Here is a 24,449-nt window from a genome sequence, read left to right as displayed (position 1 = left end):
CGTTTAATTATGCGAGCGGCGTGGCCGATGTACAACGACTGTCTGCGCGGAGAGCGCGAAAGTGTTGCGAAAGTGCCTCGTCTGGCGGGGATGTGTCGCGGGTGGGCAACAGCCGCGGGGTTGGCTCAGCCGCCCTGGTGCAGCGAGGCATCGGGAGCCGGGCGCGCAGGCGCGGCGGGGYGCACTTGCGCGGGCCTGGCACTCGCCGCGGCCGCGGCGGCGGCCGGCGTCCTGGCTTCGGCCCCGCTGTCCGGCGACGGCGCGGGTCCGGCAGCCTGGCCGGTGGCGCCGGTGGCCGGATCGCGGTAGGTCTTGCCGGGAGGCGGGGCGATCGGACGCTTGCGGATCTCGGCCAGCAGCTTGCCGCACTGCGAGTTCTCGCTGGTGGAAAGGTCGATCAGGGGCAGCACGGCGGCGCCGATAGGCGCCACCAGCGCGAGCGCCACCACGCCCCCGGCGCGCAGGGCCAGCACGCCCACGTCCGGGCTGACCGATGGTTTTTTCAGCGTGCCGCCCACATAGAGCGGCGAGCGCAGCGAGAAGATGCGCAGGCCCTTCGAGTCGGGCCGGACGGTCAGCGCCAGCCGCTCGCTGGCCAGGTCGACGGCGCCGCTGGTATCGATCACGGCATCCTGCGTATCGAGCACGAAGGTACGCGCGCGCGCCACGCCGTTGGTGAAACTGAAATCGCTGACGCCGCAATTGATCTGCACCGGCTTGTCGCCGAACAGCTTCGAGATCACCACGCTGCCCACGTTCAGCCCCATCGCCTCCAGGACGAACTTGCTCACCGTGCCGTTCTCCACCAGCAGCTTGGCTTCGCCGTTGGCGCTGCCCAGCAGCGTGGCCACCGAGTTGCCGGTCGCGCTCAGCCTGGCGCTGCCGTTGAGCTCGCCGATGCTGGCGCGCATCGATTCGAGCTTGGGGAACAACTCCTTGAGCTTGAGGTGGCGCGCCTTCATGTTGATGATGGCGGCCAGGGGTTCGCGCTTGCCGTTGAGTTGCAGCGAGGACACCAGGTTGCCCCCCGCCACGCCAAAGTCGAGCGGGTCCAGGGTCAGCACGCCGTCGTCGAGCTTGAGATGGGTGACGAGGTCGGTGATCGGCAGGTCGCTGGTGCGGATGATGCGCTTGCCGGTGAACTTCACGTCGGCGTCGATGCTGTCCCAGCGTTCGGTGCGGAATGGCGCCACCGGCAGGGCTTTGTCGGCGGGCTGCTTCACGCCGCTGCCGGAAGCAGCTTGCCCGGGCTTGGCGTCGGCGCCGATCAGCGGTGCGAGGTCTTCGAAGCGCAACTGGCCGGATTCGAGCTCGCCCGACAGCAGGGGGCGTGGCTGGCGCTGCGTGTAGGTAAGCGTGCCGTTCAGGTCGCTGCCGCCGACGCGTCCGCTGAACTTGTCGTAGCGGTACACCGAGCTGCCTTTTTTCAGCGTGGCGACGAGCCGGCCGCGTGTTTCGTATGGCGGCGTGCTGGGCAGCACGATGCCGGTCAGGGCATAGAGCTTGGCCATGTTGTCGCCCGACAGCTGCAGGTGGACGTCGAGCGCGCCAAGGTGGGCGGGGTTGGTCAGCGTGCCCTCCACCACCGCGCGCGTATTGCCGACACGCGCGTCGGCCTGTACCGGGAAGGGCATGTTGGTGTCGCGCAGGCTGAGCACCGTGCCGGCCTTGCCGGTGGCGTTGATGGTGGCGTCGTTGTAGCGCCCGGTGGCCTTCCAGCGCACGCCATAGCGCTGGCTGCCGGTGCCGGGCTGGCCGGGGGCGGGGACCGTTGCGCTGGCGCTCCCCGGCGTGCCCGAGGCCGCGGGATTGATCAGCGCGCCGTCGCGGGCCCTGTCGTAGAGCGGGCTGTCGCCTATGGTGTCCAGGCGGGCCTGCATCTCGATTTTCATGGCCTTGTCGGACAGGGTCAGGTCGCCCCGCGCCAGCGCCATTTCGCCGATATCGAGCTTCCATTCCGAAGGCTTCTTGCTCGACGCCATGTCGAACGTCCAGTTGTTGCGCTGGTCCGCCAGGCGCTCCAGCCACACGGCGGGGCTGTCGACGACGATGGTGGGAACCGAGATCTGGTGCCTGAGCAGCGGCAGCGGACGCACCACGAAGATCAGCTCGCGCACGGTGGCGAAGTTGGGCTCGCGCGCCCAGCCGGGGTTGCCGACGGTGATGTCGGTGGCGGACAGGCGGGGCCAGGGCACCCAGGTGTGCCAGCCGGTCTCGCCTTCCGCCCGGCGCCAGGTCAGGGTCAGGTCGCCGTTGACGGCAAAGGGCCGGCCGATCGCCTCGGACACGCGCTGGTTGAGCCACGGCTTGAGGCGGTTCCAGTCGAAGGTCAGAATGACCACGAACAGCACGGCGATCAACACCAGCGGTGTCAGTACACTCCAGATAACTGCCTTGCGGCGCAGGGACATGGGGTCGGTATCCTGGTCGGGCGGACCGCGCGCAGCGCATGTATTGCGTCTTGGGGGGCGAGGCGGCGGTCGAACCACTGCTGTAGGTATTGTATAGTTGCGCGCCCCGTTCTCCTGTCGGCGCTTGGCTGACAGTGTGATGTGACGGGCATTTTGCTTCTCGCGTGGCTTTCGCGTGGTTGCCGCGTGCCTTGCCGTGCTTCCACGGCAGCCTCTTTTCTCTCTTACCAGCAAGTCTCGAGCCAAGATATGAGCAATCTCGTCCCGGAAACAGCCCCGGAAACGTCCACCTCCCCGGCACTGGCGCAACTGCCGCCGGCGCTGACGCACGAGAGCCCGGCCGACGACGACTACCACCGCCGCTTCGGCGGCGTGGCGCGCCTGTACGGCGCCGACGGCCTGGCGCGCCTGGAGGCGGCGAGCGTTTGCGTGGTCGGCATCGGCGGCGTGGGCAGCTGGGCGGCAGAGGCGCTGGCGCGCAATGCCGTGGGCCGCGTCACGCTGATCGACCTCGACCATATCGCGCTGTCCAATACCAACCGCCAGATCCACGCGCTGGGCGACGACTACGGCCGCGCCAAGGTCCAGGCCATGGCCGAGCGCATGGTGCAGATCAACCCGCGCTGCCGCGTGACCGAGGTGGACGATTTCGTCACCGTCGACAACGTGGCGGAGCTGCTTGGCGGGCACGACTACATCATCGACGCGATCGACTCGGTCAAGGTCAAGATCGCCATGCTGGGCTGGGCGCGGCGCGAAGGCCGGCGCATCATCACCTGCGGCGGCGCCGGCGGCCAGCTCGATCCGACCCGCATCCGCGTCGTCGACTTCTCGCGCACCGTCCAGGACCCGCTGCTGGCCAAGGTGCGCTCCAGCCTGCGCAAGGACTGGGGCTGGCCGCGCAACCCCAAGCGGAAGTTCGGCATCGACGCAGTGTACTCGGACGAACCGCTGCGCTATCCCGAACCCGAGCAGCAGGCCTGCGAGATCGATGAGGCTCCGGCCGCGGCCGTGCCGGCAGCACCGCCCGCCGGCCCGCAGGGGCTGGCCTGCGCCGGCTTCGGTTCCTCGGTGGCGGTGACCGCCGTGTTCGGCATGGTGGCGGCCGCCAGCGTGCTGGGGGCGCTGACGGCGCCGGAGTGAAGCGCCGGGGCGCGGGAGCTAGGCCGCCAGCTCGGCCAGCAACGCGGCCAGGTCGGCTTCGTCCGGGGCGGAGTTGTCGAAGTAGCTCAGTTCGGGATGCGCCTGCGGTGCCGGCATGAAGCGCCGGGCGCGGTAGTCGTCCCAGTGCGTCAGCTTGTAGGCATCGTTGGGGTTGCCGCGCCGGATGATGCGGGCATGGGCTTCGTCTTCCGGCAGGTGCACCCACAGGGTGCGTACCTCGGTGCCGGGCGGCACGCGCAGCCACGCCGGGTCGTGCAGCAGATGGTCGCGTACCTCGCGCGAAAGCGGGCCCACCACGATCACGCTGATGCCCAGCGCAAGATTCTCGCGCGCGGTGTCGAGCAGGCCGTGGTACTCGGCATCGCGCAGGTGCTTGAGGTAGGTGGGGCTGTCGCGGTCGTTCGGGTCGCCGGTCAGCGCGCCCATCGCCGCGGCGCTGTAGCCGCCGTACAGGGTGTCCTTGTCGAGCAGGCAGAACGGTTCGCCGGTGGCCTGCATGAGCGGGCCGATCAGGCGGTGGGCCAGGGTGGTCTTGCCGGTGCCGGCGTGGCCGCAGAAGAAGAGCAGTCGGGGCATATGGGGGCAGGCCTGGGCCTGGCGCGATGGAAAGCCAGGCTCCAGCATAACCCGCGCGCCGTCTTGTCCTGGATCAGGCCGGCGAACCGCGGATTCGGTATCCTCTGGCCTTATGCCGGCACCCGGCGCCATGCATGCCGGCGAGCCTGCCCACTTTCTTCTCCCCAGACATGACCGATTCCCCTACGGATGCCATTGCGGATGCCCTCGCGCCGAGCCGCGCCACCCTCGCGCCCGAGTTGTTGCTCGGCGAGCCGGTGACCGACGCCACCCATGAAGAGTTCGTGCAATTGCTGGACGCCGCCGCGCGTGCCGAAGACACCGGCTTCCTGGCCGCGCTGGACGAGTGGATCGACCACTCGCGTCATCATTTCGGCCAGGAAGAAGCGTGGATGGAAGCCATGGCCTTCGGCCCGCAGCACTGTCATCGCGGCGAGCACCAGCAAGTGCTGGCGGTGGCCGACGCGGTGCGGGCCAAGGTCGCGGAAGGCGACGTGGCGCTGGGCCGGCGGCTGGTGTCGGAGCTGCCCGGCTGGTTCGACCAGCATGTGAAGTCGATGGACGCGATGATGGTCAGCCACATGCGCGAAAACGGCTTCAGCCTGATCGAGGCACCTGCCGGGCAGGCTGCCTGAATACGCTGGCGGGCTTCAGCCTGCGCCGGCGGCCGCGCGGTCGAGCACGACGAAGTGCTTGCGCACGGCTTCAATCACCTCGAACAGCCCGGTAAAGCCCGCCGGGATCACGCACGCATCGCCGGGCCCGAATTCGCGGGCGTTGCCGGCATCGTCGCTGATGCGGATGCGTCCGCTGATGATCTGGAAGAACTCTTCCTTGCCTGCCGGGAAGGCAATGCGCCACGCACCCGGCTCGCACGCCCACACCCCGCAGTCGAAGTCGCCCCGGCCGGCGCTGTAGTGCGTCCACGTGGTGCGCTCGGGATTGCCCGACACCAGCCGGTCCGGGCGCGGACGGTCGTGGCTGGGAGTCGGGTCGGTGCGGAAATCGGCCAGGCGGGGCAGGGAAGCGGTCACGGCAGCAGCGGGCAAGAAGGTATGACAGGCCCGCCAGTTTAATTCAGCGCGGAAGCCAGCTGCCGGCGCCAGCGCGAAACCGCCTCGGGCTGGTCGCTCATCAGGTCGAATACCGAGATCATGGTGACGCGCCCGACATCTTCCTCGAAGCTGCGGTCGGCCCGCACGATCGCCAGCAATTGCTCCAGCGCGGCCTCGTATTGCCGGTGCGCGATGAGCGCGCGGGCGAGGTCCAGGCGCGAACGCAGGTCGCCGGGCGCCGCGGCGATGCGCGCCGTCAGCGTGGCGGTGTCGGGCAGTTCGGACACGCCGCGCATGGCCTCGAGGCGAGTACGCAGCGCGGCGAAGCCTTCCGCCTGGGGTGCGCTGGGCGACAGCATGCCGAACTCGGACTCGGCCTGGTCCAGCGCGTCCATGTCGAGCAGGAAGCCGATGTATTCGAGCCGGGCCGCGTCGAAGCCGGGATCGAAAGCCAGCGCGGCCTGGAAAGCCTCCCGGGCGGCTTCATGATCACCGGCGCCGATGGCATCGCGCGCCGCGCGCAAGGCGGTCTGGCCAGGATTGGGCATCACGCGGGCCAGGAACTCGCGCAGGCCGGACTCCGGCAGCACGCCGGTGAACTGGTCTACCGCCTGGCCGTCCGCGAACGCAACCACGTGCGGGATGCTGCGCACGCCGAAGTGCCCCGCCAGGTCCTGGTTCTCGTCGACATTCACCTTGGCCAGCCGCCACTTGCCGCCGGCCTCGGCTTCCAGCTTTTCCAGCATCGGGCCCAGCGTCTTGCACGGACCGCACCAGGGCGCCCAGAAATCCACCAGCACCGGGATGTGATGCGACGTCTCGATCACGTCGGCCTCGAAATTCTGCAGGGTTACGTCGCTCATGGCTTGCTCTCGGTAGAAGGTGGGCCCGGCGCGTGCCGGGGGGCAGACCTAAGCTAGATTGGGGCGGACGGCGCCGTTTGCAACCACGCCCGGCCGGGCGACGGGTAGACAAGGGTAAGCGATGGATTGAAAATAGAACGGTCGTTCGGTTATATTGCTTGATTCGCATTTCAAGATCAGGTCCAGCAGACCGCATAGGAGACATTTATGCCAACCCACCAGTCCGCGCGCCCGCATTTCAAGTTCTGGCCCAAGCGGGTACCCACCGAGATCGTGCTGCCGGAAACCTCGCTCTGGTACAACCTGGTGGTGTCCGCGCACCGCTATGCCGACAAGGCGGCCATCCGCTATTTCGGCAACGCCATCAGCTTCAGCCAGCTCGAGGCGCAGGCCAGCGCCATGGCCGGCTGGCTGCAGCAGAAGGCGGGCGTGAAGAAGGGCGACCGGGTGCTGCTCTATATGCAGAACTGCCCCCAGTTCATCGTCGGCTACTACGCCATCCTGCGCGCCGACGCCGTGGTGGTGCCGGTCAACCCGATGAACCGCACCGAGGAATTCAAGCACTACATCAGCGACGCCCAGGCCCGCGTGGCGATCTGCAGCGCCGACCTGGCGGCCGGTGCCGAACAGGCCAACGCCGAGCTGCCGGCCGGGCAGCGCCTGCAGCATATGCTGGTCACGCAATACAGCGACGCGCTGCCTGCCAGCTACGAACACCCGGAAGATGCGCCCGCCGCCTGGCTCACCGCCCAGCATCCGCTGCCGGCCGGCGCCACGCCGTGGGCCGAGGCGCTCGCCCTGAAACTGGTGCCGTCCGAACATACCGCCGGTCCCGACGACGTGGCAGTGATGCCCTACACCTCGGGCACCACCGGTTTCCCCAAGGGCTGCATCCACACCCACCGCTCGGTCATGCACAACGTGATCGGCGGCGGCATCTGGAGCGGCAGCGGCGCGGAATCGACGATCCTGTCGGTACTGCCGATGTTCCACGTCACCGGCATGCAATACGGCATGAACGGCCCGATCTACAGCGGCGCCACGGTGGTGATGCTGCCGCGCTGGGACCGCGAAGTCGCCGGCCGCCTGATCTCGCGCTACCAGGTCACCCACTGGACCAATATCCCGACCATGGTGATCGACTTCCTCGGCAGCCCGAACCTGGCCCAGTTCGACCTGTCGAGCCTGCGCTACATCGGCGGCGGTGGCGCGGCCATGCCGCAGGCAGTGGCGGAGCGCCTGCAGCAGCAGTTCGGCCTGAACTATGTCGAGGGCTATGGCCTGTCGGAAACGATGGCGCCGACCCACAGCAACCCGGTCGACCGCCCCAAGCTGCAATGCCTGGGCGTGCCCACCCTGAATACCGACGCGCGCGTGATCGACCCGGTCACGCTGGCCGAGCTGCCGCCCAATGAAGTCGGCGAGATCATCGTGTGCGGCCCGCAGGTGTTCAAGGGCTACTGGGGCAAGCCGGACGCCACGCGTGACGCCTTCATCGAGTTCGACGGCAAGACCTTCTTCCGCACCGGCGACCTGGGCCGCATGGACGAGGAGGGCTATTACTTCCTGACCGACCGCCTCAAGCGCATGATCAACGCGTCCGGCTTCAAGGTGTGGCCGGCCGAGGTGGAGAACCTGCTCTACAAGCATCCGGCCGTGCAGGAGGCCTGCATCATCGGCTCGCGCGACCCGTACCGCGGCGAAACCGTGAAGGCGGTGGTCGTGCTCAAGGCCGATGCCAAGGGCAAGACCACGCCCGAGGACATCATCGAGTGGGCCAAGGAAAACATGGCGGCCTACAAGTATCCGCGCGTGGTGGAGTTCGTCGATGCGCTGCCCAAATCGGGCACCGGCAAGGTGATGTGGCGCCAGCTGCAGGAAAGCGAGAACGCGCGCAGCGCCTAACCGGCTGCTGCCTGACAGCGCCCGGCGCGCCGTGCGCCGGGCTTAGTGCCCGCGCGCGCGCATCAGCATCTTCACCATGGTCTTGTAGCTGCGTTCGCGCGCGTGCCGCGTCGGGCTGGTACCGTCGCGGTCCGCCAGGTTGGCGTCCGCGCCGGCATCGAGCAGCAACTGCACCGTATCCTCGTAGCGCGCGCTGCCGTCGCCCATGACGATGGTCTCCAGCAGGGCGGTCCAGCCCTGCCGGTTGACGTGGTCGACCGCCACGCCCGCCTTCAGCAGCACCTTCACCACCTCGGTATTGCCATGCGCGCAGGCGACGATCAGCGCCGTGCTGTTGCTGATGTCCGTGCTGTTGAGGTCTGCTCCGTGCGTAATCGCCAGTTGCACCACTTCGAGCTGCCCCGTGGACGCGGCCAGCAGGAAGGGGCTGTTTGAGTCGATGTCCTTGCGGTTGACGTCGGCGCCGGCCGCCACCAGCGTCTTGGCCACCTCGGTGTGGCGGCTGTACACGGCTACCAGCAAGGCGCCGCGGCCGCGTTCGTCGGTGGCCTGGGCGGAAGCGCCGGCCGCCAGCAGGCGCTTGACCAGCTCGAGATCGCCTTGCGTGGCGGCAGCGATCAGGTTGCGGTCGAGGGCGCCAACGTTTTCGTGGGCACTGGTAGCGCCGGTGGCGGCGGTGGCGCCCTGCCCGTGCGGGCGCGGCGAGGTCTGGGCCGGGCTGCTTCCGCCCGGGCGGGCCGCCAGGCTCGAACCGCCCGGGCTGGCCAGCAGCGCCCCGCCCATCAGCAGCCCGGTCAGCCCCAGCACTTCGGCGAGTACCATTCGGCGGGAGCGGGCGGCAGGGCGTGGCATCAGGCTGCTTTCCGGGTCAGGCGGCTTCGCTGGTGGCGCGCTCGCAGGCGGCGTCGGTGTCCTGGAGCTGGCGCCACAGGCGGCCCAGGTAAGGATCGTCGACCCCGTTCGTGGCGAGGCCGAGCAAGGTCTGCTGCAGGTATTCGCGCGCCGGGCCATAGAGGCCGCAGGCGTGGCGCAGGCACGCCACCACCCGCTCGTCGGGCAGGCGCCCGGCATAGGCTTCGTGGGTACGGTTCATGACGAAGGCCAGCGCCGGCTGCGGCTTGCTGCCGGCCAGCTTCACCTTGAGCCAGCGCGGATGGTAGGCGCCGGTGAGCATCTCGCGGCGCCACAGCAGGCGGAATTCCTGCTCGATCATGTCGTGGGGGATGCGGAACACCATGCCGTGGCAGCAACCACCGCGGTCCAGGGCCAGCACCAGGCCGGGATCGTCCCAGGTGCCGCGGTTGATGCGCGAATACAGGTAGAARCCGCGGTGGTAGCCATGCACGGTGGCCAGCTGACGCGCCGTGTGCACCACCATGGGGTTCCAGATCAGGGAGCCGTAGCCGAACACCCAGACATCGCCGGCCAGCCCTGGTGTGTCCGGCCGCTGGTCCAGCGTGGCGCGCAGGGAGCCTTCGAACGCTTCTTCCGGGAGTAGGGAGGAAGCCACCGGCGTGCTGCAAAGAGAAGCACGAAGCCGATCCGTTTCGAGATCTTGTCGGGTGATGGCCATGCTTGCAAGCATAATCCAAAGCTGCGTTTCAGGCGGCACCGAAACCACATGGCAAGCAGAAATCTCTGAAACGACTGTCCCTGTGTGTGCGGCAGACAACGGTTGCCGGTATGGCAGGCGCAGCGAAAATCGCGCCGAGTTGACCGTACGAGGTGGCGGCGGCGGCAGACATGTCCTTACAATACCGCATCAACCAGGAGATCAGGCTATGGCGCGCACGCTCACGGTGGCCTTCGGCACCGGCAAGGAATTCGGTTTCACCATTGGCGACGCCGAACTGGCGGCCGTCAGCGAAGAGGCCGGCTGGCGCTGGTTCGACCGCGAATACGCCGAACTCGATTGCCAGGCTTCGAGTCCGGTGGGCAAGGTGCTGGTGATCGACAAGATCCTGAACGTGGCCAAGTTCTCGGGCGAGCAGCGCTTTGCCGGCGATGCCGCGTGGGCCCAGGACTATGCGCGCCACGCCGCGCGGCTGCTGGACCGCGACAAGGTGCGGGTCGACGTCGGCAACGCCGCGATCAGTTTCTGACGCCGGGGGCGCCAGAAGGCAAAAGGGACGCCCGCGGGCGTCCCTTCTTGCATGGCCGGGTCCGCGACCCGGAGGCTCAGACTGCCAGCAGTTCCACTTCGAACAGCAGCGTGGCGTTCGGCGGGATCACGCCGCCCGCGCCGCGCGCGCCGTAGCCCAGCTCGGCCGGGATCACCAGGCGGCGAGTCCCGCCCACCTTCATGCCCTGGACGCCCTCGTCCCAGCCGCGAATGACGTGGCCTGCACCCAGCGGGAACACGAACGGGTCGTTGCGGTCCTTGCTCGAATCAAACTTGCGGCCAGCCTGGCCGTTGTCGTAAAGCCAGCCGGTGTAGTGCACCGTGACATGCTTGCCCGCGGTGGCTTCGGCGCCTTCGCCGGTGACGGTGTCTTCGTATTGCAGGCCGGAGGGAGTGGTGTTCATGATTGGCTTCCTTATGCTGTATCAGGGAGGGTCACGGTACCGGAACGGCCAGCGCATGGCTGGCCGTTCCGGGCAAACGGGTACTGCGCAACCGCGGCGGCGCCGGGGGTCAGCCCGCGGCGCGCTGCAGGATGTCGAGCGTGATGCGCACGTTGTGGTCGTCGTCGCTGACCCAGATCTCGCTGTCCTGGATCGTCACCGACAAGCGCATGGCGCGCTGGGCCAGCGCGGCCAGGGCATCGACCGCATCGGCCGGCACATTGTAGATGGTCACGTTGCGCAGCTTGCCGACCTTGCCGGACATGCCCTTCCACCATTCGCGCGCGCTCGCACCATTGTAGGTGAACACGGTCACGCGCCCGGCGCGCGCGGAGGCGCGCTTGAGGCGGGATTCGTCGGGCTGGCCCAGCTCGATCCAGTGCGCGATCTCGTCGGTCAGGGTCTTTTCCCACAGGTCCGGCTCGTCGGGCTCGTCCAGGCCGCGGGTGAAGGTGAGCGATTCGCTGGCCTCGCAGGCAAAGGCCAGCAGCCGCACCATCATGCGCGCGTCGTTCTCCGACGGGTGCTTGGCGATGGTCAGGGCGTGGCTGCCGTAGTAGGGCCGGTCCATGTCGGACACGGAAAGCTCGGCCTTGTAGATGGTGGATTTGAGAGCCATTGGGAAACGCTGTGAACCGCTGTGAAGCGCCGCCGCACATGGCGTCGGCGAGATGCGAAAGGCCGCATGATACGTGAATCCGGCGGCGCGCTCGCGGCTGCGCCACGCAGGGCGGCGGGCGGCATCGCCCGGGCGCCCCGGCGTCAGCCCGCGGATGCGGGCGCGGCGATACGCTCAGCGCGCCTTGCGGTACTCGCTCAGGTAGAACCGCAGCAGCGCCGAGCCCAGCACCAGGCACAGGAAGGCCGCCGCGACCACCATGGCGTGGCCGGCCGCACTGTCGACCTGCCCGAACATGGCCAGCCCGGCCAGCCAGCTCGCCACCGGCAAGCTCAGCGCCGGCACCATCAGGGCCCGGCGGCCGTACGTTTGCAGCGCCCACGCCGGGAAGCGGCGCAGGAAGCCCAAGGGAATGCTGCAGATCAGGCAGGCGCCCGCCGCGGCCAGCGAAGCCGCCACTACATCCCCGATGTGAATCATCGTCATCCTGTTGTCGTCCCGTGTCAGGCGGCGGCCGGGAAGCCAAAGGAAACGGGGCCGGCCAAAATATGCAAACCGCTGATTCTACAGAAGAAAATCGCCGGTCAGGCGCCTGCTGGGCAACATGTGGCGGCAGCGCGAGCGCCGCCATGAGGAAGGACGCCGGCCGGGTGGCGCGGCTGTCACTCGCCCGCCGGCTTGTCCGGCGTGGCTTCGACGGAGAGGGTGAGCGTCACGGTGTCGCCCACATCGGGCAGGAAGCGCGTCATGCCGAACGCGCTGCGCGACAGCACCGCCCGGAAGTCGCCGCCGCACACGTGGCGCTTGATGCCGAACAGCGAGATCTCGCCGCAACTGAAGCGCTCGGCCTCCAGTCGCAGCGGCCGGGTGACGCCGTGCAGCGTCAGTTCGCCTTCCACCGCGACCAGCCGCTCGCCTTCGCGTATGAAACGGTCGGCGCGCAGCCGCACGACCGGGAAGGCCTGCGCATCGAGGAACTGTGCCGAACGCAGGACGCCGTCGAGCGTGCGGTTGCCGGTGTCGACCGTATCGGCATCCGCCGTGAAATCGATGCCGCCGCTGCCGGTGGCCTCGTCATAGCGGATGCGGCCATCGATCTTGCCGAAGCGCCCGCGCACGGAGGTGCGCTCGAAGTGGCTGGCGGCAAAGTAGACCGCCGTGTGCGTGGGGTCCACCGCATAGTCGGCGGGGGCGCCCTGCGCCGCGCAGGGCAACGCCGCGGCCAGCAGCCACAGCGTGCGTACCAGGACCGGCGTCTTGCGCATGGCGGCAGGGCTCTAGTGGACGAACACGGGCAGCAGGAACATGCCGATCACCGACAGGAAGCCCACGGTCCAGCACAGGGTGCGCAAGGTGGGGCGGTCCGCCAGGTAGCACACGGTGTAGAAAATGCGCGCGGCGATGAAGACCAGCGCCAGTTCGTCGATGCGCGCCGCCGGCGCATGCAGGAAGCTTGCCGACAGCACGGCCGCGGCAAAGAAGGGAAAGGCTTCGAAGTGATTGCGGTGCGCCATGTCGGCACGGCGCGCGCGTCCGGCCTGCCCTTCCAGCCAGCCGCGCGGGTCGTGGTTGTCGAAGCCGGCGCCGCCGGCCTTGGCGATGGCCACCGTCACGACGGGCAGGATGCCTGCCAGCAGTACACACCAGAACGCTATCGGCATCGCTGTTTCCCTGTTTCCGTATCTGCCTGCCGGCCTGCCCGTTCGCGGAAATCGCACCCGGTTGCCGTCGCGGCGCCCGGGCGCGCTGCCAGCGCGGCCAGCCTCAAGCGGCCACCACGCGGATCTTCACGCCTGCCACGCTGACCACCTGGCCAGCGCGGATCTTGGCGGTCTTGCGCGATTCCACCGCGCCGTCGACCGAGACTTCACCGGCCGCCACCAGGGCCTTGCCGGCGCCGCCGCTGTCGCAGACGCCAGCCACCTTGAGGAGGTCGTTGAGGGCGATATGCTCGCCTTCGAGCGAAAAGGTGATGGTCTGCATGGTCATTTGCCCCAGCTGTCCTTGAGGCCGACGATACGGTTGAAGACCGGCTTGCCCGGCTTCGAATCGACACGGTCGGCCACGAAGTAGCCATGGCGCTCGAACTGGAAGCGGTCGTCGGCGGCAGCCTGCTCCAGGCCCGGCTCCAGATAGGCTGTGACCACTTTCCTGGAGTCCGGGTTCAGCGCGTCGAGGAAATTCTTGCCGCCGGCGTCCGGGTTGGGGTCGTTGAACAGGCGGTCGTACAGGCGCACCTCGGCCTCGGACGCATGCGGCGCGCTGACCCAGTGGATGTTGCCCTTGACCTTGACGCTGTCCGCGCCCGGCGTGCCGCTCTTGGTGTCCGGCAGGTAGCTGGCGTGCACGGCGATCACCTTGCCGTCCGCGTCGCGGTCCACGCCCGTGCATTCGATCACGTAGCCGTAGCGCAGGCGCACCTTGCTGCCGGGGTTGCCGTCCTTCGGCGCGAACAGGCGGAAGTAGCCCTTGGGGGGCGCTTCGCTGAAGTCGTCGCGCTCGATCCACAATTCGCGCGACAGCGGGAACACGCGGCGGCCCAGTTCGGGCTTCTTCGGGTGCACCGGGGCCGAGCATTCCTCGCTCTGGCCTTCGGGGTAGTTGTCGAGGATCAGCTTGACCGGGTCCAGCACGCCCACGCTGCGCGCGGCGCGCGCGTCGAGGTCGTCGCGCACGGCGCCTTCGAGCGTGCTCATGTCGATCCAGCTATCGGACTTGGCCACGCCGATGCGTTCGCAGAACAACTGTATCGATTCCGGGGTGAAGCCGCGCCGGCGCATGCCCACGATGGTCGGCATGCGCGGGTCGTCCCAGCCTTCCACGCGGTTCTCGTTGACCAGTTGCAGCAGGCGGCGCTTGCTGGTGATGGCGTAGGTCAGGTTCAGGCGCGCGAACTCGTACTGGTGCGGCAGCGGCTCGCTGAACACGCCGCAATCGCGCAACTGGGCGAGCACCCAGTCGTACAGCGGGCGGTTGTTCTCGAACTCCAGCGTGCACAGCGAGTGGGTGATGTTCTCGATCGCGTCCGAGATGCAATGCGTGAAGTCGTACATCGGGTAGATGCACCACTTGTCGCCCGTGCGGTGGTGATGGGCATGGCGGATACGGTAGATCACCGGGTCGCGCATCACGATATTGGGCGCGTTCATGTCGATCTTGGCGCGCAGCACGTGCTCGCCGTCGGCGTACTTGTCGTCGCGCATGTCGCGGAACATCTGCAGGTTCTCCGCCACGCTGCGATCGCGGAACGGCGAAGGCGTGCCCGGGCGCGAGAAGTCGCCGCGGTTGGCGGCGATCTGCTCGGCGCTCTGGCTGTCCACGTAGGCCACGCCGCGCTCTATCAGCTTTTCGGCGAAGGCGTAGAGCTGGTCGAAGTAGTCGCTGGCGTAGTACAGGTGCGGCTGGCGGGCGCCGTCCTTGTCCGTGGTGTCCCAGCTGAAGCCGAGCCAGTGCACCGAGTCGATGATGGAATCGACGTATTCGGTGTCTTCCTTGACCGGGTTGGTGTCGTCGAAGCGCAGGTGGCAGCGGCCGGCGTAGTCGCGCGCCAGGCCGAAGTTCACGCAGATGCTCTTGGCGTGGCCGATATGCAGGTAACCATTGGGTTCCGGCGGGAAGCGGGTGATGACGGTGGGCAACGCCTGGCCCTGCGTATCCTGGCGGCCGGCATAGGTACCGGCGTTGAGATCCTGGTCGATGATGCTGCGCAGGAAATTGGATGCGGCGGGGGTGCTGTCGTTGGCTTTGGGGTCGTGGCTCATGGTTGCGCCGGAGGCGGTTACGTCAGCAGGCGCAGGCTGCGCACCGGAATGCGGCGCGCAGCCTGCCGCGCTGCTCGATTGCATGGCGGAATGCCGGATCGCGTGATTTTACCGTGCCTGCGCCCGGCGTCGTGCAAACTCGCCGCGCCGGCCTGAAAAGACGCCAAAACGGCTGGCGCGTCCTAGCATGGAGTCAACGCATCCGCTTCCCGGAGTCCATTCGCCATGCCTGCCTCGACCGTCACTCCAGCCGCCCGCCCGACCCCGCACGAAGCCCTGGCCGGGCTCTGGCAGGCCGCCGGGCTGCCTGCCGCCGCGCCAGGCCACGCGCGGCTCGGCGGCGCCGATCCCGGCCTGCCCTCGTCCTTTGCCGTGGGCACGGCCGCGCAGGCCAGCCTGGGCAGCGCGGCGCTTGCCGCGGCGGCCCTGTGGGAATTGCGCGGCGGCGGTCGCCAGCAGGTTGCCGTCGATATGCGCCATGCGCTGGCCGAGTTCCGCAGTGAACGCTACCTGCGGGTGGACGGCGCGCCTGCGCCGGAATTCCGCGACCCCCTGACGCGCCTCTGCCGCTGCGGCGACGGCGGCTGGGTACGCCTGCACGCCAATTTCCCGCACCACCGGGACGGCGTGCTGCGCCTGCTCGGCTGCGGCCCCGATCCCGCCGCGGTGGACGCCGCCCTGCGCAAATGGGAGCCCGAGGCCTTCGAGACCGCCGCCTCGGAAGCGGGCCTGGTGGTGGCCGCCTTGCGCGGCTTCGACGAATGGGACCGGCATCCGCAGGCGCAGGCCCTGCGCGGCCTGCCGCCGCTGACGCTCGAGCGTATCGGCGACGCGCCGCCGCAGCCTTTGCCGGCGCTGCCGGGCGCCGGCGCGCGTCCGCTTTCCGGCGTGCGCGTGCTCGACTTCACGCGCATCATCGCCGGGCCGGTGGCGGGGCGCACCCTGGCCGCCCATGGTGCCGACGTGCTGCTCGTCACGGCTGCCCACCTGCCTTTCATCGCGCCGCTGGTGATCGATACCGGGCGYGGCAAGCGTTCCTGCCAGCTCGATCTGCGCGACCCCGACGACAAGCGGGCCCTGCACAAGCTGCTGCATGGCGCCGATGTATTGATCCAGGGCTACCGTCCGCAGGGCCTGGCCGAACTGGGGGTGGGGCCGGAAGCGGCGGCGCGGGCGCGCCCCGGCATCGTCTATGTGAGCTTGAGCGCCTACGGGCATGTGGGGCCGTGGGCAGGCAAGCGTGGCTTCGATTCGCTGGTGCAGGCCGCCACCGGTTTCAACCATGCCGAGGCACTGGCGGCCGGCAGCGAAGAGCCGCGGCCCTTGCCGGCGCAGGTGCTGGACCACGCGGCGGGCTACCTGCTGGCACTGGGAGCCATGGCCGGGCTTTACCGCCGCGCCACCGAGGGCGGCAGCTGGCATGTGCGCGTGTCGCTGGCGCAGACCGGGCAGTGGCTGCGCAGCCTGGGCCGTGTCGATGGCGGACTGCGCCAGCCGGACCAGCAATACGCGGATGTGGCGGACCTGCTCGAGACCCTGCCATCGGGGTTTGGCGAGCTGACCGTGGTATCGCATGCCGGGCGTCTGTCCGAGACGCCCGCGCGCTGGGCGCTGCCGTCAGTGCCGCTGGGTTCGCACGCGCCGGAGTGGCTGCCGCGCGCCTGAGTGGCGCGCGTTCCCGGGCTTGCCCGGCCGGGGTCAGGCGCCGGTCATGCGCCAGTCATGCGCCAGTCATGCGCGCCATCCATTGCGCCATGTCGCGTTCGAGGGGGCTGCCTTCCTGCTGGGCGGCGAGGATGCGTTCGCGGTCCGCGGCAGGGCGGTTCTGGCTCAGCTTGAACTTGGCTTCGATGCGTGTCGGCACGATGCGCAGGCCCACGATCGCGCCCAGCATCTTCTGCTGGAAGTCTTCCGGCAGCGCGCGCCACTGCGCGGCGTAAGCGGGCTCGTTGCGGGCAATGAGGCGCTTGAGCAGTGCGTCCTTCTCCGTGGCGTCATGGATGGTGGCGATGTCCGCGTAGACGTGCACGGCGACGTAGTTCCAGGTCGGCACCGACAGTTTCTGCTCGTACAACGCGGGCGATACGTAGCCGTGCGGCCCCTGGAACACCAGCAGCGCGCGCGGGTTCTGTTCGAGCCAGCGCCAGTGCGGGTTGGCGCGCGCCATATGGCCTTCGACCTGCCAGCTGTCGCCGGCGCGTTCGGCAACCACCGRCAAGTGGGTGGCGAACGGGATGCCGTCGGCATCGTTGCCGACCAGGGTGGCAAACGGGTAGCCGCGCAAGACGTCGTCGATGGCGTCGGCTTCGGTGCTGGCAAAGTGGGATGGCGTGTACATGGGCGCGTGGTGATCGGGCGGGATCAATACAGGGTTTGTTGCAGCCGTGCGGGCTGGGTCTCGTCGTAGGCGGTGCCGTCGATGGTGTGGTGGCTCAGGGTGGCGAGGATGGTGCCGTTGCTCGGCAGGCTGGCGCGCGCCACCTGGCTTTGCGGGGCCCACAGTTTCGAGCGCACCAGCGCGCGGGCGCACTGGAAGAACACCGATTCGATCGCGATCACCAGCACCGTCGCCGGCGCCTTGCCATCGACCACGCAGCGCGCGATGAGCGCGGGGTCCACCGAGATGGTGGCGGTGCCCGCCACGCGAATGGTCTCGTTGACGCCGGGAATGACGAACAATAGTCCCACGCGCGGATCGGCCACGATATTGCGCAGGCTGTCGATGCGGTTGTTGCCGCGGCGGTCGGGCAGCAACAGGGTGCGTTCGTCCAGCACCTGCACGAAGCCGGGCGCGTCGCCGCGCGGCGAGCATTCGGCATGCCTGCTGCCAACGGTAGAGAGCAGGCRTAGCGGGGCGGCTTCGATGAAGGCGCGGTAGAGCGGGTGCAGGTAGCTGACTTCCTTGGCGAGCGAAGCTTCGGCGGCGTCGGCGTAGCGCGCTTCCAGCTCGGCCAGCGTGGTGATGGCGTATGGGTTCATGGCGAGGAGCATGCGCGGCGGCCGGGGCATCGCTACGCTTGTTTCTTTTGGTTTCCCGAGACGCTGCGGGACGATTGCGGGACAGTGCCTCACTGTACCGCAATCGCGCCGCGTGCCCGGCGCTACAGCGTGACTGTGCCGCGGCCCAGCTCGATCACGCGCCCGCCCACGCGGATGGCCTTGTCGGCCGTGACCTCCAGGTGCAGCGCGCACGGACGGCCCACGGCCTCGCCCTGGGCAATGCGGCAGGTGGCGGGCAGGTCGCGGCCGCTGGCGACGATCCAGCCGCCCAGGTTGGCGCAGGCCGAGCCGGTGCCCGGGTCCTCCGCCACGCCGCCGCCCTGCTTGGTGAAGAAGTAGCGCGCCTCGACCTGGCCGGGCTGCGCGGGATCGAAGGCGAACACATAAGCGGTCTTGCGGCCCAGGCTGCTCTGCGGCCATGCTTCGAGCCGGCTGCCGTCGGGCTGGGCGCGGCGCACGGCGTCCACGCTGCGCAGCGGCACCAGCAACTGGTCGGCGCCGGTATCGACCCACATCGGCGGCGCCAGCAGGTCCGCTGCGGTCAGGCCGAGCAGGCCAGCCATCTGCGCGTCCGGCAGGCCGGCCGGCGCGGTACGCGGCGCGCCCGCGTGCGGCGCGGTGAAGGTCCAGATGTCGCCCTGCGCGGTGACCGGCACCACTCCCGCCTTGAATTCGAGCGAGAAGGCATCGCCGGCGGCGGCCAGTTCGCGCACCACGTGGGCGGTGCCGAGCGTGGGATGGCCGGCGAAGCGCATCTCGTAGCCGGTGGTGAAGATGCGCACCTGGGCGGCAGCCCGCTCCGACGGCAGGATGAAGGTGGTTTCCGACAGGTTGAACTGCAGCGCCAGCGCTTGCATGGTGGCGTCGTCGAGCCCGCGCGCGTCTTCGAACACGCATAGCGGATTGCCGCCGAAGGTCGATTCGGCGAACACGTTGAGCAGGCGGTAGGCGTAGGTGGTCATGCTGTTCCCGGGGAATGCGCCGGGCCATGGATGGCGGACATCACAGTCTAAGGTGCCGGCGCGCGTACGCCATGCACAGTCATGCCGACGCCGGGCAGGCCAGTTGCGGACAGTCGCGCGCCGGCCCGCCAAGAAAAAAGGCGCCCCCGTTGCCGGGGGCGCCCTCCCAGTACTGCTTGCGGGGACTCAGAAACCGATTCAGAAACCGACTGCCTGCCCATCGCGCCGGCTATCGCTGGCGGCTACGTAGCCGTGTTCGGCGTCGTCGGACATACGCCAGATGAACTGGCCGGAGCCAAAGTCCATGTAGGGGTCGTCGACCGACTTGAGCTGGTGGCCGCGCGCCTTGAGGGCGGCCACCACGGCAGGATCCATGGTGGATTCAACGTCCAGGGTGAAGTCTCGGTTGACCTTCCAGCGCGGCGCGCAGCATGCGGCCTGCGGCTGCTGGTTGTAGTCCACCATGCGCACCACGGTCTGCAGATGGCCCTGCGGCTGCATGTCGCCGCCCATCACGCCGAAGCTCATCACCGGCTGGCCGCCCTTGGTCAGGAAGGCCGGGATGATGGTGTGGAAGGGACGCTTGCCGCCTGCCACCACGTTGGCGGACTTCGGGTCCATCGAGAAGCCCACGCCGCGGTTCTGCAGGCTGATGCCGGTGCCGGGCACCACCACGCCGGAGCCGAAGCCCATGTAGTTCGACTGGATGAAGGAAATCATCATGCCGTTCTCGTCGGCGGCGGTCAGGTAGATGGTGCCGCCCACCTTGGGCATGCCGAAGTCGAAATGCGTGGCGCGCTGCATGTCGATCAGCTTGGCGCGCGACTTCAGGTAGGCGTCGTCCAGCATCTGCTCGGGCGTGACTTCCATGCTGCGCGGATCGGCCACGTAGCGATAGAGGTCGGCGAAGGCCAGCTTCATCGCTTCGATCTGCAGATGCTGCGACTCCACCGAATCCACCGGCAGCGAGCCCACGTCGAACTGGTCGAGGATGCCGAGCGCCATCAGCGCGGCGATGCCCTGGCCGTTGGGCGGGATCTCGTGCATCTCATAGCCGCGATAGGACTTGCTGATCGGCTTGACCCAGTCCGGCTTGTAGTCGCGCAGGTCGGCGGCGGTCATGGCGCCGCCGCATTCCTTGCTGAAGGCGGCGATGCGCTCGGCGATCTCGCCTTCGTAGTAGGCCCGGCCGTTGGTGGCGCCGATCTTGCGCAGCGTCTCGGCGGCGGCCTTGAGCGTGAACTTCTCGCCCACGTTGGGCGCGCGGCCGTTGGGCATGAAGGTGTCGGCGTAGCCGGGCTGGTCCTTCAGTTCAGGCACGGCCGCGGCCCACTTGTGCGCCACCACCGGCGGCACCGCATAGCCGCGCTCGGCGATCTCGATGGCAGGCTCCATCAGGTCGGCGAACGGCAGCTTGCCGAAGCGCTCGTGCAGCGCGGCCCAGCCGGCGATCACGCCGGGCACGGTGACGGCGTCCCAGCCGCGCACCGGGCGGTTGGCGATGCCGTTGGCGTCCGTGCCGTACTTGTTCTTGAAATATTCGGGGCTCCAGGCCGCCGGCGCCACGCCGGACGCGTTCAGGCCGTGCAGTTCCTTGCCGTCCCAGAGAATGGCGAAAGCGTCGCTGCCCAGGCCGCACGAGACCGGCTCGACGATGGTGATGGCCGCCGCCGCGGCGATGGCCGCATCCACCGCGTTGCCGCCCTTGAGCAGCATGCGCAGGCCGGCCTGCGCCGCCAGCGGATGCGAAGTGGACACCACGTTGCGCGCGAACAGCGGGATCCGCACGGAGGGGTAGGGGTTGGTCCAGTTGAAATTCTGCATGCTTGTCTCGGTTGCTTGCGCGGGCGGCGCGCCTGCGGCGCCGCCACGGAGGTGGCTTGAACCGACCTCTTATTCGACGGTGATCTTGCGATCCTTGATGAGCTTACCCCAGCGCGCGCTGTCCTTCTTGACCATCGCGGCGAACTGCGCCGGCGTGCCGCCGACCGGCTCGGCGCCCAGCTTGCCCAGGCGCTCCTTGACGTCAGGCGACTGGATCGCCTTGTTGAACTCGGCGTTGAGGCGGTTCACCAGGTCGGCCGGCATGCCCTTCGGGCCATAGATGCCGAACCATGTGTCGGATTCGAAGCCCGGAAGGCCGGACTCGCTGGCCGTGGGGATCTCCGGCGCCAGCGGCGAGCGCTTCAGGCTGGTCACGGCCAGCGCCTTGAGCTTGCCGTCCTTCACGTGCGGCAGGCCCGAGACGATGCTGTCGAACAGGACCTGCACCTTGTTGGAGATCAGGTCGGGCACGGCCAGCGCGGTGCCGCGGTAGGGAATGTGCGTGATGAACACGCCGGCCTGCGCCTTGAAGGCCTCGGCCGTCAGGTGCACCACCGTGCCGTTGCCGCTCGAAGCGTAGTTCAGCTCGCCGGGATGCTTCTTGGCGTAGTCGATCAGTTCCTTGACGTTCTTCACCGGCAGGCTGTTCGGCACCACCAGCACATTGGTGGCGATGGCCACCTGGCCGATCGGCGTGAAGTCGGTTTCGGTGTTGTAGGGCAGGCGGGTGTTGATATACGGCCCGATCGAGTGCGTGCTGGTGGTGGCGATCAGCAGCGTGTAGCCGTCCGCCGGCGCCTTGGCCGCCATGTCGGAGCCGATCGCGCCGCCCGCGCCGGGCCGGTTGTCCACCACGATCTGCTGGCCCATGCTGGTGCCCACTTTCTGGGCGATGGCGCGTGCCAGCAGGTCGGTGGCGCCGCTGGCCGGGAACGGCACGATCAGGCGGATCGGCTTGTTCGGGTAGGTGTCGGCGAGAGCCGGCACCGCGCTCAGTGCGAGGCCGGTGGCGAGGCTCGTGCCGAGCAGGCGCAGCCAGTGTTTCATGGTGTTCTCCGGAACTGGAAGGCAGGGGCAGGCGGCAACTGCCCCAGGGCTGGCCGCCGCACGCGATTCGATGATGCTTTGCATCATTATTCCGTGCGCTACATCGTAATGAAAGCTAATATTTCTTTTGTGTGTCTCAATATTTTCTTAAGTTATTTAGTGGATTAAAGGGCGCTTTTATGGCGCCGATTTCATGAGCACCATCCGCTTCCTCCGTACCTTCGTCGCCGTGGCCGACCACGGCTCCTTTGTCGCCGCCGCCGAGCAGGTGTCGCTGACCCAGGCCGCGGTCAGCCTGCAGATGCGTGCGCTGGAGATGGAGCTGCGCCGCGAACTGTTCGACCGCGGCGGCAGGGTAGTGGCGCTCAACGCAGGCGGACGCGAACTGCTGCCGCAGGCGCGCCGCATGCTGGCGCTGTACGACGAGATGCGCCTGCCGCCCGAGGCGCCCGACGCCATGGCCGGCGCGGTGGCCGTGGGCGCCGTGGTCTCGGTGATGGGCGGCCTGTCGCACGTGGTGGCACGCATGAAGCGCGAATACCCTGCGCTGGACGTGCGCCTGGTCGGCGCCAAGTCCCTCGAGCTGGCCGCCCAGGTGGAAGCCGGCGAGCTGGACGCCGCCATGCTGGTCGAAGGCGCCGGCCGCCTGCCCGGCACCCTGGTGTGGACGCCGCTCTACCGCGAACCGCTGGTGGCCATCGCCGGGCTCAGCAGCCCTGGCGCGACGGCCCGCGAGGCGCTGGCCGCCAACCCGTTCCTGCGCTTCGACCGCGGCCAGCGCACCGGCATGCTGGTGGAGCGCGCGTTGCGCCGCGCCCACCTGCGCGTCAACGAGTTCCTCGAGCTGAATTCGATCGAGGCGCTGGTCGAGCTGGTGCGCCAGGAGGTCGGCGTCACCGTGGTGCCGCTGCTGCAGCGCGCGCGCTGGCTGGACGACGACGCCTTGCGCATCCTGCCGCTGGCGGTGGGCGGCGCGCCCGTGCTGCGCACCATCGGCATGCTGGAGCGGCGCGATCATGCGCGCCGGCATATCACGGCGGCCGTGCGCGAGGCGTGCGCCGGGCTGTTCGGGGCCTGAGGCGCGGGACGCCGATTCCCGCGGCCCACGGACAGGCGGGCGGGAAACGAAAAAAGGGCGCCTCGCGGCGCCCTTCGATGGTCTTGCTGTTGTTGCTTGTTGTCCTGCTTATTCTTCCTGGAACGCTTCTTCGCGCTTGTTCTTGATCGACGGCAGCGCCACGATCAGCACCAGCACGGCAGCGGCGATCAGCAGGCCGAGCGAAAGGGGGCGGGTCAGGAACACGCTGAACTCGCCACGCGACAGCAGCAGGGAACGGCGGAAGTTCTCTTCCATCATCGGTCCCAGCACGAAGCCCAGCAGCAGCGGCGCCGGCTCGCACTTCAGCTTGATGAACAGGTAGCCGATCACGCCGAAGGCAGCGGTCTGGAACACGTCGAACGTGGTGTTCTGGACCGAGTACACGCCGATGCAGCAGAAGGTCAGGATGGCCGGGTACAGGTAGCGGTAAGGCACCTTGAGCAGCTTCACCCAGATCCCGATCAGCGGCAGGTTCAGGATGATCAGCATGAAGTTGCCGATCCACATCGAGGCGATCAGGCCCCAGAACAGCGCGGGGTTGCTGGTCATGACCTGCGGACCCGGCTGGATGTTGTGGATGGTCATCGCGCCCACCATCAGCGCCATCACGGCGTTGGGCGGAATGCCCAGCGTCAGCAGCGGGATGAAGGAGGTTTGCGCCGCGGCGTTGTTGGCCGATTCCGGACCGGCCACGCCTTCGATGGCGCCCTTGCCGAATTCGTGGGAATACTTGGAGGTCTTCTTCTCCAGCGAGTAGGCCGCGAACGACGCCAGTGCCGCACCGCCGCCCGGCAGGATGCCCAGCAGAGAGCCGAGCGCAGTACCGCGCAACACGGCGGGAATCATGCGCTTGAAGTCGGCCTTGGTCGGGAACAGGTTGGTGATGTGGTCCGTGAAGGTTTCGCGGGCATCCTTCTGTTCSAGGTTCGCGATGATTTCCGCGAAGCCGAACACACCCATGGCCACCGAGACGAAGTTCAGTCCGTCGGTCAGTTCAGGCACGTCGAAGGAAAAGCGCGCGGCGCCCGAGTTCACGTCGGTGCCGACCAGGCCCAGCAGCAGGCCCAGCACGATCATGGCGATGGCCTTGACCAGCGAACCCGAAGCCAGCACCACGGCGCCGATCAGGCCCAGCACCATCAGCGAGAAGTATTCGGCCGGGCCGAACTTGAATGCCAGTTCCGACAGCGGCGCGGCGAACGCAGCCAGGATCAGGGTTGCCACGCAGCCGGCGAAGAACGAGCCCAGGCCGGCGGTGGCTAACGCCACCCCCGCTCGTCCTCGCCTGGCCATCTGGTAGCCATCGATGGTAGTCACCACCGACGACGATTCACCCGGCAGGTTGACCAGGATGGCGGTGGTGGAGCCACCATATTGCGCGCCGTAGTAAATACCGGCCAGCATGATCAGCGCGGCCACCGGCGGCAGCGTGTAGGTCACCGGCAGCAGCATGGCGATGGTGGCCAGAGGCCCCAGGCCCGGCAGCACGCCGATCAGGGTACCCAGCACGCAGCCCAGGAAGGCGTATGCGAGGTTTTGCAGGGTCAGGGCGGTAGAGAAGCCCAGCCCCAGGTTGGCGAGTAGTTCCATATGGCCGT

At 68.4% G+C, this 24,449-nt stretch carries 25 protein-coding genes; 6 read left to right on the top strand and 19 right to left on the bottom strand.

The window, feature by feature from the left end; all coding sequences use genetic code 11:
- Window positions 1–125: 125 nt before the first annotated feature.
- Window positions 126–2,411 (bottom strand): AsmA family protein, encoded by a 2,286-nt coding sequence (locus AC1DK4_RS11800; protein ID WP_477131543.1) that lies wholly within the window; start codon window positions 2,409–2,411, stop codon window positions 126–128.
- Window positions 2,412–2,660: 249 nt separating this feature from the next.
- On the opposite strand from AC1DK4_RS11800, the gene tcdA reads away from it, so the two are divergent.
- Window positions 2,661–3,554, top strand: coding sequence for a tRNA cyclic N6-threonylcarbamoyladenosine(37) synthase TcdA (gene tcdA / locus AC1DK4_RS11795; protein ID WP_441613185.1), 894 nt, complete (start codon window positions 2,661–2,663; stop codon window positions 3,552–3,554).
- 18 nt (window positions 3,555–3,572) lie between these two features.
- Here the strand turns inward: tcdA and AC1DK4_RS11790 are convergent, their stop codons facing one another.
- The gene (locus AC1DK4_RS11790; RefSeq protein ID WP_441613184.1) at window positions 3,573–4,151 is read right to left on the bottom strand and encodes a P-loop nucleotide/nucleoside kinase family protein; all 579 of its coding nucleotides are present in this window, start codon (window positions 4,149–4,151) and stop codon (window positions 3,573–3,575) included.
- Window positions 4,152–4,321: 170 nt separating this feature from the next.
- Here AC1DK4_RS11790 and AC1DK4_RS11785 point away from each other — a divergent pair, with 170 nt between their 5' ends.
- Window positions 4,322–4,786 (top strand): bacteriohemerythrin, encoded by a 465-nt coding sequence (locus tag AC1DK4_RS11785; RefSeq protein WP_441613183.1) that lies wholly within the window; start codon window positions 4,322–4,324, stop codon window positions 4,784–4,786.
- 15 nt (window positions 4,787–4,801) lie between these two features.
- On the opposite strand, the gene AC1DK4_RS11780 is transcribed toward AC1DK4_RS11785, so the two are convergent.
- Together AC1DK4_RS11780 and trxA are read right to left on the bottom strand one after the other, a co-directional pair.
- Window positions 4,802–5,185, bottom strand: coding sequence for a cupin domain-containing protein (locus tag AC1DK4_RS11780; protein WP_441613182.1), 384 nt, complete (start codon window positions 5,183–5,185; stop codon window positions 4,802–4,804).
- Between the two features lie 38 nt (window positions 5,186–5,223).
- Window positions 5,224–6,069, bottom strand: coding sequence for a thioredoxin (gene trxA, locus AC1DK4_RS11775; RefSeq protein ID WP_441613181.1), 846 nt, complete (start codon window positions 6,067–6,069; stop codon window positions 5,224–5,226).
- A gap of 207 nt (window positions 6,070–6,276) precedes the next feature.
- On the opposite strand from trxA, the gene AC1DK4_RS11770 reads away from it, so the two are divergent.
- Window positions 6,277–7,974 carry a long-chain fatty acid--CoA ligase gene (locus tag AC1DK4_RS11770; protein WP_441613180.1) on the top strand — a complete coding sequence of 566 codons (1,698 nt, stop codon included), beginning with the start codon at window positions 6,277–6,279 and terminating at the stop codon, window positions 7,972–7,974.
- A gap of 42 nt (window positions 7,975–8,016) precedes the next feature.
- Here the strand turns inward: AC1DK4_RS11770 and AC1DK4_RS11765 are convergent, their stop codons facing one another.
- Together AC1DK4_RS11765 and AC1DK4_RS11760 are read right to left on the bottom strand one after the other, a co-directional pair.
- Window positions 8,017–8,826 (bottom strand): ankyrin repeat domain-containing protein, encoded by an 810-nt coding sequence (locus AC1DK4_RS11765; RefSeq protein WP_441613179.1) that lies wholly within the window; start codon window positions 8,824–8,826, stop codon window positions 8,017–8,019.
- Window positions 8,827–8,842: 16 nt separating this feature from the next.
- Window positions 8,843–9,547, bottom strand: a complete 705-nt coding sequence (locus AC1DK4_RS11760) for a gamma-glutamylcyclotransferase (protein ID WP_441613178.1) — start codon at window positions 9,545–9,547, stop codon at window positions 8,843–8,845.
- Between the two features lie 208 nt (window positions 9,548–9,755).
- Here AC1DK4_RS11760 and AC1DK4_RS11755 point away from each other — a divergent pair, with 208 nt between their 5' ends.
- Window positions 9,756–10,076, top strand: coding sequence for a hypothetical protein (locus tag AC1DK4_RS11755; RefSeq protein WP_441613177.1), 321 nt, complete (start codon window positions 9,756–9,758; stop codon window positions 10,074–10,076).
- A gap of 76 nt (window positions 10,077–10,152) precedes the next feature.
- Here AC1DK4_RS11755 and AC1DK4_RS11750 read toward each other — a convergent pair whose 3' ends face one another.
- The 7 genes from AC1DK4_RS11750 to AC1DK4_RS11720 all read right to left on the bottom strand — a co-directional run bounded on the left by AC1DK4_RS11750 (window position 10,153) and on the right by AC1DK4_RS11720 (window position 14,919).
- Entirely contained in the window at window positions 10,153–10,500 is a 348-nt protein-coding gene (locus tag AC1DK4_RS11750; protein ID WP_020204589.1) for an FKBP-type peptidyl-prolyl cis-trans isomerase, read from the bottom strand.
- A 109-nt stretch (window positions 10,501–10,609) separates the two neighbouring features.
- Entirely contained in the window at window positions 10,610–11,158 is a 549-nt protein-coding gene (locus AC1DK4_RS11745) for a YaeQ family protein (RefSeq protein WP_441613176.1), read from the bottom strand.
- A 174-nt stretch (window positions 11,159–11,332) separates the two neighbouring features.
- Entirely contained in the window at window positions 11,333–11,644 is a 312-nt protein-coding gene (locus tag AC1DK4_RS11740; protein ID WP_441613175.1) for a hypothetical protein, read from the bottom strand.
- Window positions 11,645–11,820: 176 nt separating this feature from the next.
- The gene (locus AC1DK4_RS11735; RefSeq protein ID WP_441613173.1) at window positions 11,821–12,423 is read right to left on the bottom strand and encodes a YceI family protein; all 603 of its coding nucleotides are present in this window, start codon (window positions 12,421–12,423) and stop codon (window positions 11,821–11,823) included.
- 12 nt (window positions 12,424–12,435) lie between these two features.
- Entirely contained in the window at window positions 12,436–12,819 is a 384-nt protein-coding gene (locus tag AC1DK4_RS11730; protein WP_441613172.1) for an MAPEG family protein, read from the bottom strand.
- 103 nt (window positions 12,820–12,922) lie between these two features.
- Window positions 12,923–13,141: an RNA-binding S4 domain-containing protein gene (locus AC1DK4_RS11725; RefSeq protein WP_441613323.1), complete on the bottom strand. Its 219-nt coding sequence runs from the start codon at window positions 13,139–13,141 to the stop codon at window positions 12,923–12,925.
- 2 nt (window positions 13,142–13,143) lie between these two features.
- A complete protein-coding gene (locus AC1DK4_RS11720; protein WP_441613171.1) occupies window positions 13,144–14,919 on the bottom strand; it encodes a glutamine--tRNA ligase/YqeY domain fusion protein in 1,776 nt (591 codons plus the stop codon).
- Between the two features lie 225 nt (window positions 14,920–15,144).
- Here AC1DK4_RS11720 and AC1DK4_RS11715 point away from each other — a divergent pair, with 225 nt between their 5' ends.
- The gene (locus AC1DK4_RS11715) at window positions 15,145–16,584 is read left to right on the top strand and encodes a CoA transferase (protein ID WP_441643189.1); all 1,440 of its coding nucleotides are present in this window, start codon (window positions 15,145–15,147) and stop codon (window positions 16,582–16,584) included.
- Between the two features lie 55 nt (window positions 16,585–16,639).
- Here AC1DK4_RS11715 and AC1DK4_RS11710 read toward each other — a convergent pair whose 3' ends face one another.
- From AC1DK4_RS11710 to AC1DK4_RS11690, 5 genes are all read right to left on the bottom strand, one after another.
- Entirely contained in the window at window positions 16,640–17,257 is a 618-nt protein-coding gene (locus tag AC1DK4_RS11710; protein ID WP_477131542.1) for an FMN-binding negative transcriptional regulator, read from the bottom strand.
- 23 nt (window positions 17,258–17,280) lie between these two features.
- A complete protein-coding gene (locus AC1DK4_RS11705) occupies window positions 17,281–17,898 on the bottom strand; it encodes a pyridoxamine 5'-phosphate oxidase family protein (RefSeq protein ID WP_477131541.1) in 618 nt (205 codons plus the stop codon).
- 122 nt (window positions 17,899–18,020) lie between these two features.
- Window positions 18,021–18,881 carry a PhzF family phenazine biosynthesis protein gene (locus AC1DK4_RS11700; protein WP_441613167.1) on the bottom strand — a complete coding sequence of 287 codons (861 nt, stop codon included), beginning with the start codon at window positions 18,879–18,881 and terminating at the stop codon, window positions 18,021–18,023.
- Between the two features lie 198 nt (window positions 18,882–19,079).
- Window positions 19,080–20,705, bottom strand: coding sequence for a gamma-glutamyltransferase (ggt, locus tag AC1DK4_RS11695; RefSeq protein WP_441613166.1), 1,626 nt, complete (start codon window positions 20,703–20,705; stop codon window positions 19,080–19,082).
- A gap of 69 nt (window positions 20,706–20,774) precedes the next feature.
- A complete protein-coding gene (locus AC1DK4_RS11690) occupies window positions 20,775–21,752 on the bottom strand; it encodes a Bug family tripartite tricarboxylate transporter substrate binding protein (protein ID WP_441613165.1) in 978 nt (325 codons plus the stop codon).
- A gap of 193 nt (window positions 21,753–21,945) precedes the next feature.
- Here AC1DK4_RS11690 and AC1DK4_RS11685 point away from each other — a divergent pair, with 193 nt between their 5' ends.
- On the top strand, window positions 21,946–22,830 hold the full coding sequence (locus tag AC1DK4_RS11685; protein WP_441613164.1) for a LysR substrate-binding domain-containing protein: 885 nt from the start codon (window positions 21,946–21,948) through the stop codon (window positions 22,828–22,830).
- Between the two features lie 108 nt (window positions 22,831–22,938).
- On the opposite strand, the gene AC1DK4_RS11680 is transcribed toward AC1DK4_RS11685, so the two are convergent.
- The gene (locus AC1DK4_RS11680; RefSeq protein WP_441613163.1) at window positions 22,939–24,441 is read right to left on the bottom strand and encodes a tripartite tricarboxylate transporter permease; all 1,503 of its coding nucleotides are present in this window, start codon (window positions 24,439–24,441) and stop codon (window positions 22,939–22,941) included.
- Between the last annotated feature and the right edge of the window lie 8 nt (window positions 24,442–24,449).

It is taken from the genome of Cupriavidus sp. 05N38, from assembly GCF_056397345.1.
This window is presented reverse-complemented; position numbering and strand designations above follow the sequence as displayed.